Origin of the sequence: Curtobacterium sp. MCBA15_008 (assembly GCF_001865065.1) — a bacterium.
GTDB lineage: Bacteria > Actinomycetota > Actinomycetes > Actinomycetales > Microbacteriaceae > Curtobacterium.
In genome coordinates this window covers 18,172-32,070 of record NZ_MJGN01000019.1, presented here as the reverse complement: position 1 = coordinate 32,070, position 13,899 = coordinate 18,172, and the positions used below count along the sequence as shown (strand labels likewise).

General features: G+C 68.7%; 9 protein-coding genes. 1 reads left to right on the top strand and 8 read right to left on the bottom strand.

Going from position 1 to position 13,899, the window contains the following annotated elements; genetic code table 11:
• Positions 1-105 precede the first annotated feature (105 nt).
• A complete protein-coding gene (locus tag BIU96_RS19815) occupies positions 106-282 on the top strand; it encodes a hypothetical protein (RefSeq protein WP_175477504.1) in 177 nt (58 codons plus the stop codon).
• A 100-nt stretch (positions 283-382) separates the two neighbouring features.
• Here the strand turns inward: BIU96_RS19815 and BIU96_RS09680 are convergent, their stop codons facing one another.
• The 8 genes from BIU96_RS09680 to BIU96_RS09645 all read right to left on the bottom strand — a co-directional run bounded on the left by BIU96_RS09680 (position 383) and on the right by BIU96_RS09645 (position 13,645).
• Positions 383-3,835 (bottom strand): SdrD B-like domain-containing protein, encoded by a 3,453-nt coding sequence (locus BIU96_RS09680; RefSeq protein ID WP_071292408.1) that lies wholly within the window; start codon positions 3,833-3,835, stop codon positions 383-385.
• Positions 3,836-4,212: 377 nt separating this feature from the next.
• Positions 4,213-7,473 carry a glycoside hydrolase family 2 TIM barrel-domain containing protein gene (locus tag BIU96_RS09675; RefSeq protein WP_175477503.1) on the bottom strand — a complete coding sequence of 1,087 codons (3,261 nt, stop codon included), beginning with the start codon at positions 7,471-7,473 and terminating at the stop codon, positions 4,213-4,215.
• Positions 7,474-7,478: 5 nt separating this feature from the next.
• Positions 7,479-7,892: an RbsD/FucU family protein gene (locus tag BIU96_RS09670; RefSeq protein ID WP_071292406.1), complete on the bottom strand. Its 414-nt coding sequence runs from the start codon at positions 7,890-7,892 to the stop codon at positions 7,479-7,481.
• Positions 7,889-8,935: an aldo/keto reductase gene (locus tag BIU96_RS09665; protein WP_071292405.1), complete on the bottom strand. Its 1,047-nt coding sequence runs from the start codon at positions 8,933-8,935 to the stop codon at positions 7,889-7,891. Before BIU96_RS09665 ends, BIU96_RS09670 begins: the two co-directional genes overlap by 4 nt.
• Before the next feature lie 49 nt (positions 8,936-8,984).
• A complete protein-coding gene (locus tag BIU96_RS09660) occupies positions 8,985-10,535 on the bottom strand; it encodes an alpha-L-fucosidase (RefSeq protein WP_071292404.1) in 1,551 nt (516 codons plus the stop codon).
• Between the two features lie 20 nt (positions 10,536-10,555).
• Positions 10,556-11,425: a carbohydrate ABC transporter permease gene (locus BIU96_RS09655; protein ID WP_071292403.1), complete on the bottom strand. Its 870-nt coding sequence runs from the start codon at positions 11,423-11,425 to the stop codon at positions 10,556-10,558.
• The gene (locus BIU96_RS09650; RefSeq protein ID WP_071292402.1) at positions 11,418-12,377 is read right to left on the bottom strand and encodes a carbohydrate ABC transporter permease; all 960 of its coding nucleotides are present in this window, start codon (positions 12,375-12,377) and stop codon (positions 11,418-11,420) included. Before BIU96_RS09650 ends, BIU96_RS09655 begins: the two co-directional genes overlap by 8 nt.
• Entirely contained in the window at positions 12,374-13,645 is a 1,272-nt protein-coding gene (locus BIU96_RS09645; protein WP_071292401.1) for an ABC transporter substrate-binding protein, read from the bottom strand. Before BIU96_RS09645 ends, BIU96_RS09650 begins: the two co-directional genes overlap by 4 nt.
• Positions 13,646-13,899 lie beyond the last annotated feature (254 nt).

Sequence of the window (13,899 nt, the reverse complement as noted above, 5' to 3'; positions counted from 1 at the left end):
GACTGGAGGCGCGTGGCGGCATCGCCACGCGCCTCCAGTCCGTCATCGGTGCGTCCACCGGACCGCCGGACGCCCGCTCAGGTCGCCGCGCGTAACGTCCCGCGCATGAGCTACAGCCAGCCCGACCCCTCGGAAGAGACCACCCAGGCCGAAGCGCCCGAGCAGCCCGACACGGACCGCGAGGTCCTCGAGGAGCGCGACGACGAACAGGCCGCACTCGAGATCGACGCGGACGACGTGCCGACCGACGGTGCGGACCCGGGCGCCGACGCGGAGTCCTGAGCGGCCTGAACAGCGTCGGCGTCCGTCAGGTCTGCTCGGTCTGCCGAACGGCGGCCGGGCTGGACCGCGACGGCGTGGTGACACCGCGGTCCAGCGCAATTCAGCGCCGTTCTGCGGTGCGGATCCGTCGGCGGAACAGGAGGAATCCACCTCCGAGGACCAGGAGCACTGCAGCACTGGCGGGCACTCCGATGCCCGCCGAGCCGGTGAACGCCAGCTCACGTGCAGAACTCGTGCGGTGCGGCGCTCCCGGCTTCGAGGTGTCTCCGCCGTCTGTGGATGCGTTCGACGTGGCTGACGGATCGGTGACCCCGGGGCCCGCCGGACCCACGGGCGGGACGATCGGTCGCACCGAACCCGGCAGGACTCCCGCGTCGACGGTGTCGTTCCGCTCCACGCGTTCGAGCTGACCTTCGTCGGTGCGGATCGCCGCGACCTCGATCATGCCGGTCGCACCCTCCCCGTCCGCGTCCGAGTCGCGGGCAGGCTCGTGACCGACGTGCTCCTTCGTGAACTCCCGCCCGTCAGGGGCGGTCCAGCGCACCGTGTAGGTGCCGGGGCGCAGCCCGTCGAACTCGTACCTCCCGGTGTCCGTCGTCGTGGTGTCGCGAGCAACGGGGTCGCCGCGGTCGTCGGTGCCGTCGAGTCGGACCGCGATGCCCGACATCCCGGGTTCGGCGTCGTCCTGGATGCCGTTGCCGTTCTCGTCGGACCACACCTGGTCACCGATGGATCCGGCGACGACGGTGATGGCGGCCGGGTTCGACCGGACGGGCAGGGCGAGGTTCGAGGCGCGCAGGCCGAACCGGTTCGTGTACCGGTCGCCGTCGCGCTGGCCCGTCGTCGCGACTGCCACTCTGTGCAGGATGGTCTCTCCCACGCCGACGGGGGCGCTCCGGAGGATGCGGATGGCGGTCACGTTCGACAGCTGCTTCGGGCAGGCTTCGGTACCGAGTTGGCCTTCGCTGCACCAGCGCGTCGTGCCTCCTGATGTGTTCGACGGGTCGCCGGCGTCGATGACGACCTCTGCCGGCGTGCGCTTCGTGTAGAGCACCCGCTCGTGGGCGTCCGCATCGACCGCAACGGGTTTCGCCAGACCGGCGGAGCCGTGGAAGGCGGAGTTCCGGGTGTCACCGCGGTAGGGGAGGACGTCGATCACGTCGATGCCGTCGATCGGGCTGGCGTCGGTGTTCGTGTAGCCGAGGGTCCACTCGAGGAGGTCTCCGGAGACGACGACCGGGCGGACAGGGGTCTTCTGCACTCCGACGCCACCGGTCGTGACGACCTGCACCGCGCGTGCAGCATCGCGGAACTCAGCATCGGACTTGTCGGTGGGCGAGGCGATGTCGGCCACGTTGGTGATCGCACCTTCCGGTGTGAGCCTCGAGACCGTGGCGGTGTAGGTGATCGGGTCGAGGGCGACGTTCGGCTTCACGTGCAGCGTCCAGGTGAGGCGTTGCACATCGTTTCCGTGCTCGTCTTCCGTGATGTCGATCGCTGGAACACGAGACGCGCTGCCGGCGACGTAGGTCGCATGACGGGGGAGGACGTCGCGCACGGTGACGCTGGTCTGCTTCCCGGTTGTGTGGCCGTTCGTGAGCGAGGGGTACAGGGCGTAGTCGACTGTGTTGCCCGCGACGGCGAAGCTGGTCTTGTCGGGGGTGTCCTCCGCCTGGAACCCGGGGTCGATGATCTTCTTCTGGATCCGCGCAAGGTTCTCGGTGATGATGACGCTGTCCGAGAGCGGACCGGCTCCGAGGTCGGCATCGGACCAGATGTCGTGCCTCCACTGCTGTTCACGATCGCCGAACCAGACGTGTCCGAAGTCGTACGCACGCGTTCCGTCCGCGGCGTCCTCCGTGGTGACGTAGCTGTACAGGGCGGCGTCGGCGCCGCCCGCGATGTCGCCGGTGGCTCGCACGGCGCCGACAGCGTCGATCCCGCCAGGGACGTCCTCGGGTTGGTCGTACCAGGGTCCGTCCTCGTCGTCGCAGGTGGCGTGTTGCCCGGCGGTCGGCGACGTCATCCGGTACGCGGCGTACTGGATGTGTGCCTCGTCGATCCCCTTGGTCGACGCGGCGACGTTCCTGCTCTCGGCTCGGGTCAAGCGCTGCGTGTCGCGGTCGAACGTGTCGCAGACGATCACGTTCTCGTAGGTGGAGATGCCGTGGTTCCACGCGTCGACCTCGCTGCGGAGCAGCGAGCCTGCAGTGGTCCACGGATCGCCCTGTCGTGCTGAACCGGGCTCCGTGATCCGCCCGTTGTCGATGGCGCGGAAGAGTCGTTTCTTCGCGCCGCCGGGTGCGTACTCGGCCAGGTTGCGCCGTGCCGAGTTGTCGACCGTGGGCTCGTGGCTGTCAGGGAAGTTCGGCGAACCGCTGGCAGAGCTGGTGAGGAGAGGTGTGTACGTGTTGATCGATTCGACCGAGGTCTCCACCGGTGGGTTCGGCATCCACAGGCTGATGAAGCCGCTGACGAAGTAGTACTTCGTACCCCCGACGATCGGGCCGTTCGTGACGCTCTTCGACGGGATGTGGGTCGGATCGGTGACCGTGCCGTCGAGCGAGACATCGATGTCCTGGCCGGGACCCGACTGATCGCAGACGAACGTCCCAGAGTCGGTGACGGCCTGTGACCCCCCTCCTCGTCCGCCAGGGAGTCCACCCATCCGCCAGTCGCTCGACTCGTTCGGTCCGCAGACCGGGTTCCCACCGTTCCAGAGCACGGCGTTCGACGGCACGGAACCGAGGATCCTGGAGACGTCATCGGTGAACGTCATCGAGCCAGCGGCCTTCTCGAACCCCAGGAGCCCTTGTCCAGCTTCGACCGGCTGCCAATCGACGGCGATCGGGTAGATCAGCTGCAGCCCCTTCGTCGTTCCGTCCGGACCGGTGATCCCGGTCTCGAGGATGGATGCGTGGACGTCCTTGCTGAGGTTGTAGCGGGCGGCGGCGGAGACAGCGGTCGTGTTGGACGTCATCGAGACCGGTCCGTTCGCGGTGTCGTCCGCGGTGGCGGTCACCTGGATGTCCAGGCCGTCGCCGTTCTTCAGGTCGCCGGAGACGTCGAGGACGATCGGGACCGCCACCGTGTGGCCCTCGTTGAGCGTGCCGATGTTGCACGTCAACGAAGCCCCGCTGATCCCGGAACCCCCACCGCTGCAGACACTCGGCACACCGGCCCACGTCGTCCCCGCGGGGGAGCGCACGGTGAAGCGCTCGTTGGCGCTCGGGCCGTTGTTCGAGTTGAGGGACACACGGTAGGTGATCGCGTCCATGGTCCGGACGATGCCGTTCTCGGCACTGCTGTCGCCGCCGGGCTCGTCGGTGCGCGTGAACGGTCCGTTGCCGTCCTTCGTGACGTCGACCTTGAGGCCGATCGTGCTCTGCGATGCGGCAGGCGACTCGGCGTCCCTGCCAGCATTCGGCGTGGGCTCTGGTTCGACGCTCGGGGTGGCCGTCTGCTTCGTTTCCGACTCTCGGGCTCCAGACATCGCCCCGGCCGGAGAGTTGTCCTGTCGCTCGACGGAGATGTCCTTCGTCTCGGATGCCACTGTGCCGGGGGGCTCTTCTGACTCGATCGCCAGGGCCGGGCTGACCGGGGTGACGAGGCCGACGACGATGCCAAGGGCGGCGAGTATCGAGGCAATCGAGCGCACTCTGCTCGGGAATCGCATGGTTCTCCAGTTCTCGCAAGCGTCTTGTGCAGCGGGACCCAACAGGGGTCCCATGGACACCGAGCATAGGAGGAGGCATTCCATATCTACAATGCCTTACAACAGCGAGTATTATTTATCACTCAGAGAGATATACGCATCTGAACTCGGAATCCGTTCGCGTCGAGCGCCGATAATGCATATTATGTCAGTTCGAGTTCACAGGACGGGTCTGGCGTGGTGACCCAGCCGGGCGTGACCGGTCCCTCGACGTCTCAGCTGGCCCCCGTCCGGTCGGACTCCCGGCACGTCCTCGCCACGGCTGCCGGGTCCTCCCCGTTGCGGAGCGGGAGGATGCGGTACAGCACCTGGTACGGGGCCTTCGCCGGGGTGTTGCTGTACCGCTCCGGGCGCGTGAGCTGATCCCAGTTGCCACCCTGGACGCCCTCCTGCGCGGCATCCACCCGGACGACCGTCCGCCACGACTCCGGCACCTCGTCCCAGTGCCGACGATCGCTCAGCTCGTCCGGACCGTGCTGCTGGACGTTGAGGTACATGCTCCCCCGTGCCACCAGCAGCTCTCCCCTGCCAGCATCGTCCGTGAGCGCTGCCCAGCGGGTGTCGGCCGTGTTCGCGCTGTCCTGCGGTCTGCTGTAGCGGGTGGCCTGGTCTGCGACCGGACCGGAGTACCGACCGAAGAACGCGGAGCTGCGCCGGTCCGCGGTCGACTCCCACGGACCACGGCCGTACCACTCGAGGTGCGCGAACTCGGGTCGGAGGCCGAACGTCGTCCCGACGACCTGCGGGTTGGGTGTGCCCGGCACCGGCTCGAACGTCGAGAGCACGTCGACCTGCCCGTCGCCGTGGATCGTGTAGACGATGGACTGCGGCGACGTCGTGATGCGGTCGTCGGGTCGGAACGGGATCGCCGTGGTGACGCTCCCGTGGACGGCGACGCGGACACTCCCCCGGTCGGACGACGTCTCGATCCCGCTGATGGCCCAGTGCTCGCCGACACCGCGCCAGGGACCGGACGGCTCGGGCAGGGTCCCCCGGAACTCGGGGATCGATCGTTCCGGGTCGTTCGGTGCGCGCCAGTAGTTCGGCATCAGGTCGCTCGCCAGGACCTCGCGGTCGTCGTGGCGCAGCGACGTGAGCCGCCCGGTGGCAGCGTCGATCCGCACCGCGAAGTCGTCACCGACCACCTCGATGCCCGATCCGGTGGCACGGACCCGCGGAGCTGGCAGTTCCTCGACCCCGGGGATCTGGAGGGCGGGCGTGACGACGGGCAGGGCGAACTGCGCTCGCGCGACGACGTGCCCGGACTCCGCCCAGGACGTCGGGGCATCGAGGACGACCGACAGGTCCAACCGGTACTCGGCACCGGCACGGAGTGGCTCGGGCAGCGACGCCGGCAGGACGACCTCCGCGGTCTGCGACGGTCCGATCGCGAGCTCGCGGCCACCGACCGATCCGCTGGACACGGCGACGCCGTCCTCGGTGACGGCCCACTCCAGTCGGTGGCCGTCCAGGCTCGTGAACAGGTACTCGTTCGTGATCCTCGTGGTCCAGGTGACGGCGTCCAGCAGGGCGATCGTCACCGGCTGGTAGGCCAGCTTGGCTTCCTCGAGCTTCGGCGTCGGGGTGCGGTCGGCGAGCAGCAGGCCGCTCATGTGCGCGCCCTCGTCGTTCGGCTCGTCGCCCCAGTCGCCGCCGTAGGCGAGGCGTTCCGCACCGGGCCGACCGGGCACGGGCCACCAGAGCCCCTTGTCCGCCCAGTCCCAGAGGAAGCCGCCGAGGAACCGACCGGGGTCGGCGCGGACGGCTGCCCAGTGTTCGTCGAGGTAGCCGGAGGTGTTCCCCTGGCTGAACGCGTACTCGACGAGCAGGTAGGGCCGGGGGTCACGTGCCGCACGGTGCGGCAACTCGGCCACCGGCGGGTAGAAGTCCCCGTCGAAGTCGGAGGTGTCCGAGGGGACGATCGGCGAGCCGGAGCCGGTCGAGTCCTGGTAGCTGACGGGTCGCGTGGGGTCGGCCTGCTTCGCCCAGTCGTACATCGCCCGGAGGTTCGAGCCGACCCCCGATTCGTTCCCGATGGACCAGGCGATCACGCACGCGTGGTTCTTGTCGCGGTCGACCACGTTCCGCATCCGCCAGAGCAGCGGCGCCAGGAGTTCCGGTCGGTCCCCCGGGATGTTGGGCCGTCCGGCGGCGTCGATCCGGTTGATGTGCGTCTCGTTGTTCGCCTCGTCGAACACGTACAGCCCGTACTCGTCCGCGAGTTCGTACCACCGCGGGTCGTTCGGGTAGTGCGAGGTGCGGACGGCGTTGATGTTGTGCTGCTTCATCAGCACGATGTCGGCGGTCATGTCGGCCATGCTGAGGGTCCGGCCCGTCCGCGGACTCCACTCGTGGCGGTTGACGCCACGGAGGGAGAGCGCCCGACCGTTGATCCGGAAGACGCCGTCCACGATCTCGACCCGACGGAAGCCGACGCGGGTGGACACCCGATCGACGACCGACCCGTCCGTGCGGCAGAGCTCGACGACCAGCGTGTACAACTCCGGTCGTTCGGCGGACCAGAGCCGCGGCGACGCCACCGGCTCGCGCAGGGCCGCCGTCCCGTCCAGGCCATCGGTGTCCGTCTCCACCGGCGTGGACCGGCACCACGCGTGGACGTCCTGCGCGTCCGTCCCGTCCACGAGCGTCGCCCGGACGTGGTGGTCGGCCGCGGACCGTGCGCCGGAGCGGTCGCGCACGTCGACGCGCAGCTCGAGGGCCGCGTCGGAGAAGTCGTCGGTGAGCGGGGTCCGGACCGTGAAGTCCCGGATGGAGACGGCCGGGCGGGAGACCAGGAGGACGCTGCGGAAGATGCCCGAGAGCCGCACGTTGTCCTGGTTCTCCAGGTAGGACCCGGTCGACCACCGGTGGACCTCGACCGCCAGCAGGTTGTGGCCGCTCACGACGTGCGGGGTCAGGTCGAACTCCCCGCGGGTGTAGCTGTCCTCGCGGTACCCGATCCGGTGGCCGTTGACCCAGACGGAGTAGGCGGACTCCACGCCCTCGAACTGGACGAACGTGTGCCGGCCCGCCCAGTCGTCCGGGAGCTCGAAGCTCGTGCGGTACTGCCCGACCGGGTTGTAGCGCGTCGGCGCGTGCGGGTAGTCGCCGGTGGGATCGGGTTGTTCGTCACCGCCGTTCCTCCCCGTCCACGGGAGGACCGTGTTGGTGCCGATCGGGAAGTCGTACCCGTGCAGTTGCCAGCTGGACGGCACCGGCAGCAGGTCCCACTGCGAATCGTCGACGTGCGCGCCGGCGAACCCCGGGAGCCGCGATGCCGGGTCCGGCGACCACCGGAACCTCCAGTCGCCGTCGAGGCTGGCTCGGAACGGCGACGCCGTGCGGTCGGCGTGGACCGCCGCTGCCAGGGAGTCGTGGCTGACGAGCGTGGAGTGGGCGGCCTCGCTCCCCCACTGGTGGACGGCCGGGTCGTTCCACTCGGTCGCCGACTGCACCGTCGTGTCGTCGCGGTCCACGTGCGTCACCGCAGACCGACGGTCACGAGGAGGTTGCCGTACAGCCGTTCGTCCCCGGTCGCGATCACGACGCCGACGTCCGGGGAGCGCACCCGGTCGTAGAACGCGAACCGGTCGACCTTCTCCACGGGGACGTCGCCGCCCAGCAGCCGTGCGTAGTCGTCCTGCGCCGGGGCAGCGACGCCGTCGGGGGTCTGCATGACGGTCGCCGACTCGACGTTCACGACGGTGAGGACGGCGTCGAGCACGGTCGTCACGTCGAGCAGCCCGGGGCGGAGGTTGAGGTGGATCAGGCGCACGCCCCGTCCGGTGGCGGTCAGGTACGGGTAGTTGCCGTCGGCGATGAGCACCCCGGACCCGTGACCGGACGAGGCGAGTGCCTCGAGGAGCGGCGGGTGCACGAGTGGCCCCGTGATCATGCGGTCACGCCCGCTGCGGTACGGTCGGCCGCGTACCCGTCCCAGCCGGGGATGGTGCCGTCGACGTCCCACAGGTCGAGCCAGCTGTCGGCCCCTGGCCACAGGAACACCTGCCCCTTGATGAGACGGTTGTTCTGTTCCGCCGACCGCAGCGACTCGAGTTCGGCGGGCGTCAGCGGGTCCTCCGTCACGGCCCGGAGGTTCGCGACGAACTGCGGCTCCTTCACCGAGAACGGGATCGGCACCTGGCCGCGCTGCACCGCCCACTTCAGGCAGACGAGCGCCGGGTGGACCCCGTGGGCGCGGGCGATCGACACCACCACGGGGTGCTCCATGTCGGACACGTCCGAGACGATCCGGTCGCGCTCGGGGCGCGACGGCGAGCCGAGCGGGGAGTAGCCGACGGGCTGGATCCCGCGGTCGAGACAGAACCGGAACAGCTCGGGCTGCTGGAAGCAAGGGTGCAGCTCCATCTCGTTCAACGCCGGACGGATCCGCGCATCGGCGAGGATCGCCGTCAGCTTCGGGATGGTGACGTTCGAGGTCCCGAGGTGGCGCACGACCCCCTCGTCGACGAGACCCTCCAACGCGTGCCACAGGGCCATGTACTCCTCGTGGACGTACGGGCGTGCGTCGGCGTCGCGGTCGGCGGCGTCGGCGAACGGGGCATGGTGGTTCGGGAACGGCCAGTGCACGAACACCGCGTCGAGCACGTCGAGCCGGAGGTCGCGCAGGGACTGTCGGACCGAGGCGACCGCAGCGTCCGGCTCGTGGGCGTCGTTCCACACCTTCGACATGACGAAGAGCTCGTGGCGCGGCACACCCTCGTCGATCGCTGCCTCGAGGACCGCACCGACCTCCGCCTCGTTGCCGTAGACCGACGCGCAGTCGATCAAGCGGTACCCGGCCCGGATCGCGCCGCCGACCGCCGCGGCCACGTCCTCCGCCCGGTAGTGGTCGGACCCGAACGTGCCCACCCCGATCGCGGGCATCTCCGCCCCGCTCGCGAGTCGCCGAGTCGGGACGCTGTCGGTGTTGGTCATGTGGTGTTCTCCGATTCGGTTCAGGGCGACGCGTCGACGGCGACGCGCGCTAGATGTTCAGGCCGTGGAAGAAGTCGATGCGCGGAGCAGCACCCTCCGGCGCGAGCTCGAGCCGCACCACGGCGCCGCCGGGACCGGTCCGCTCGGCGTCGGGGAGGACGACTTCCAGGTGGTCCTCGGTGCGGGTCCACTCCGGCTGCTCCCCCGAGCCCGGGACCCGGACGTCGACGATCGGTCGGTCGACGAGGGGGCTGCCCGAGCCGAAGCTCCGGATCCGCATGCGGCCGTCGGCCGGACGGACGAGCCCGATGCCGTACACGTAGTCGTGACCGACCTCGGTCATCCGCGTGAAGCGGACGTCCTCGGCGGTGTAGGCGGGCGCCGCCGCGTCGGTGAAGGACCCGGCGGCGGGCGATGTCGGTCCCTCACCGAACACCACCCAGGGGCTGGAGCCGTAGATCGCTTCGCCGTGCACGGCCAACCAGTCGCCGACCGACTCCAGCAGCGCGACCTCTTCCTCCGGGATGGTCCCGTCCGGGCGTGGACCGATGTTCAGGAGCAGGTTCCCGTTCTTCGCGACCACGTCGACGAGTTCCTGGATGAGTTCGGAAGCGCCCTTGTAGTCGTGCCCGTCGACCCAGCTCCACGACGTCCGCGAGACCGACGTGTCGTTCTGCCAGACGTCTTCCCGGATTCCGCCCATCGTGCCGCGCTCGATGTCGAGCACCGCGGATCCAGGGCGGAACGCGTCCCACTTGGAGTTGATGACGACTTCGCGCCCCCACTCGGCGGCCCGGTTGTAGTAGTACGCGGCGAGTCGCCGGATGTACGGCTCGAACGACGGTTCCTCGATCCCGGTGTCGAAGTAGAGCACCTGCGGCCGGTAGGAGTCGATGATCTCGACCGTGCGCAGGAGCCAGTCCTCCAGGAACCGTTCGGTGGGGTTCATCTCCTTGCGCAGTGCCGGGCCGTACAGGTCGGCGAACGCGGGATCGCGGACGTCGGAGTCGAACTCCGCTCCCCCGTTCATGAAGAACCAGTGCTCCGCCCGGTGGGTGGATGCTCCGGTCACCAACCAGGACCGGTCGACCGCCGCGAGCAGGTCGCCCATGACGTCGCGCTCCGGCCCCACCTGGGTCACGTTCCAGCGTGAGCGCGCCGTGTCGTACATCGCGTAGCCGTCGTGGTGCTCCGCGACCGGCACGACGAACTGCGCACCCGCGCGCTTGAACAGCGCCACCCACTCGTCCGGGTCGAAGTGCTCCATGCGGAAGTGCGGGAGGAAGTCCTTGTACCCGAAACGATCGTGCGGGCCGTAGGTCGCCACGTGGTGTTCGAACGTCGGTGTTCCGCGGCGGTACATGGTGCGCGGGTACCACTCGTTGCCGAACGCGGGGACCGAGAACGCTCCCCAGTGCAGGAAGACGCCGAACTTGGCGTCGCGGTACCACTGCGGTGCCCGGTACCCGGACAGCGAGTCCCAGGTGGCGTCGTACGGTCCGGCGGCGATGACGGCGTCCACCATCGCGAGCGCAGCGCGGTTGTCCGACACGTCGACCGGTTCAGGCAGCGTCGTGGGGTCGAGGGGTTCGAGGTGCACGGTTCTCCGTCCGTCGGGGCTCATCGGCCACCGAAGGCGCCCGCGCCGATCGCGGCCACCAGTTGTCTCTGCGCGAAAGCGACCACGATCACCACGGGAGCGATCGTCATCACGCACGCCGCCATCAGCAGTTGCCACTGCGTGCCGGTCTGGGTGGTGAACCCGGCGATGCCGATCGGGATCGTCCACTTGTCCGAGCTGTTGAGGATGATCAGCGGCCAGAGGAAGCTGTTCCAGCTGCCGAGGAAGGCGAAGATCGACAGCACCGACAGCGCGGGCCGCACCAGCGGGACGATCACGCTGATCAGAATGCGCCACGTGGAGGCTCCGTCGAGGCGCGCCGCCTCCTCCAGCTCCGCCGGGATCTGGAGCATGAACTGTCGGAGCAGGAACGCGCCGAACGCGCCGAACAGGCCCGGCAGGATCAGGGCGACCCAGGTGTCCGCCAGCCCCGCTTGGTCGAAGCCGAGGAACAGCGGTACGACCGCGACCTCGCTGGGCAGGGTCAGGGTGATGACGAACAGCAGGAAGACCGCGCTGCGGCCCGGGAACCGGAGCCTCGCGAACGCGAACGCCGTGATCGTCGCGACGACGAGGGTGAGCACCGTCGTGATCGCGGCCACGACCAGGCTGTTCAGGAGCAGGCGCCCGAAGTCGACCTCGACCCACGCGTCCACGAAGTTCGACCAGAGGACCTTCGAGCCGATGAAGCTGATCCGTGCGCCGAACACCTCGTTGGCCGGCTTCAGAGCGGTGAAGAAGGTCCAGATCAGCGGGAACGAGAACACGAGGGCGAAGAGCCACGCCGCCGTGCTGTTGGCGACGAACCCGATCGCTCGTCCTCGGTGCCGTCGAGGCGGACCCGGTACCGGGAGCTGGTGGTCAGTCATAGTGCACCCACTTCTTCTGCCCCCAGAGCTGGAACAGTGTGAAGATCGCGATGATCACGAACAGCACGGTGGCGATGGCCGACGCGTAGCCGAGCTGGTTGTTCGTGAACGCGGTCTGGTAGAGGTAGAGCATGATCGTCATCGTGCTGTTGCCGGGTCCCCCGCCGGTGATGACGTACGCCTGAGCGAAGGTCTGCCAGGCGCCGATCACGGTCAGCACGGTGGTGAAGAACAGCGCGGGGCTCACCAGCGGCAGTGTGATCGACACGAGCCGACGGAACCTGCCGGCACCGTCGATCTTCGACGCTGCGATGACGTCCGGGCTGATCGAGTCGATGCCGGCGCCGAGCACGATCATGTTGTAGCCGAACGACTGCCACAGCGAGACGCCGATCACGGTGGCGAGCGCCCAGTTCCCGTCGCTGAGCCACGGGATCGGTCCGAGGCCGATCCCCGCGAGCAGCTGGTTGACGGCTCCGTCCTTCTGGAACAGCAGCCGGAAGACCGCGGCGTTCGCCACCATCGGGGACAGCGCCGGGATCAGGAAGAGCACGCGGAGCCAGTTCCGACCCGCGATCCGCGTCTTCAGCCAGAGTGCCATCGCCATCGAGATCGCGATGTTCGCCGGCACGTAGACGAGGACGAAGATCGCCGTGACGACCACGCTGTTGAGGAACTGGGGGTCACGCAGCAGCCGGAGGTAGTTCTCCGTACCGGTGAACACGGTCCCGCCGAGCAGGCTCGAGTCGGAGAAGCCGAGGACCAGCGAGGCGACCTGCGGGATGACGATGAACACCGCCAGGCCGATGAGCCCCGGGAGGACGAAGGCCCACCCGACCCAGCGGGGCCCCCCGAGGAGCCGGCGGCGACGCCGGCCCCTCGGGGGATCGGGCTGGTCGACGGATCCCTCCGAGACCTCCTCCTCCGCCCGGTCCAGACGCACGAACGTCATTGCGCGAGCCCGGCCTTCACCTGCTGCAGGACCTCGGCCACCGTGCTCTTGCCGGAGAAGGCGTTCACCTCGTACTGGGTCAGGAGCGTGTCGAGCTGCGACTGGTTCGACGGCACGGGCGACGGGGTCGCGTCACCGGTCATCTGCTTGATCACCGCGGCGAACTCCGGCGATCCGGCGTTGGTGGACCAGGCGTCGAGGGCGTCGAGCCGAGCCGGCACGGAGGCCTGCGACTTCGTGACGAACTCGAGTCCGCTCTTGCTCGTCATCGCCTCGATGGCCTTGAACGCCTTCTGCTTGTCGCCGCAGGTCTTCGTGATGCCGAAGCCCGACCCGCCGATGAACCCCTTCGAGGTGCCGCTCTTGCTCGGGATGACGGCGATGCCGACGTTGTCCTTGCCGAGTGCCTGCTGCTCGTGCTGCAGGTCCCACAGCCCCTGCATCTCCATGGCGGACTGTCCGGTGCTGAAGGCGTCGATGTCCGGGAACGTCCCGCCGGCCGCCGCTTCGAGCGGCTTCGCGACCTTGTACTTGTTCGACAGGTCGACGAGCAGTTGGAGCGCCTCGCGGAAGTTCGGGTCGTCGAGCTTCGGACCCTTCTCGTCGGCGTAGGGGTGGCCGTCGGCGGCCATCAGCGTGCTGATCGGGTTCGATCCCTGCGGGATCGCGAAACCGTACACGCCGTCCTTCGTGGTGGCCTTCGCCGCCGCGATGAAGTCCTCGGTGGTCCAGTCGTTGGTCGGTTCAGCCACCCCTGCGGCCTTGAAGAGCTTCTTGTTGTAGAACATCACCGTGGGCCCGGCGTTGAACGGGATGGCGTAGAGCTTGCCGTCGTCGCTCAGCTGGTCGAGCATCGCCGAGCTGTACTTCGTCAGGTCGAGCCCGTTCTTCTTCGCCAGGCTGTCCAGCGGCTCGAGTCCCTGCACGTACTGGTTCACCCGGCCGTTCTGGAAGGTCACCAGGCAGGGGGCGCTGCTGCCCCGCATGACGGTGGGCAGCTTCGTGTAGTAGTCGCCGATCGGCGGTCCGGTGAAGCTCACCGCCATCTTCGGGTCGGCGTGCTTGCCACCGGCGATGTAGTCGCCCCACTGCTGCTTGTCGGCCTTGCCGCCGATCCACGTGTACATCTTGAGCGTGGAGCCGTCGAGACCCGAGCTCGCGCTGGCGCCTCCCGAGCACGCTGCGAGACCGAGGGTGAGCGCTCCCGCGACCACGATGGAGACGGCGGTGCGACCCCGTCGCCTCGTGTTGTTCAACCGTGACTTCATGAACTCCTCCTTGAGTTCTAGAGCGAAACGTTACGACTTCCGAGGAGGCTAGGAGGTCTTCCGACGGAAGTCAACGCACCAGCGGCAAGCGAAACGTTTCGCCCGGTCGGATGCGCACCGTGGACCAAGGCACCCACGCCGAGGCACACCGCCCGGCACGACCGCACCGGTCCGGCCCTGCTCTACGCTGAGCGAAGCGAGTCCCCGGCGTCGGCAGCGCCGGCGACCGAGCCGGGAGCGAGCAGCACACCAGA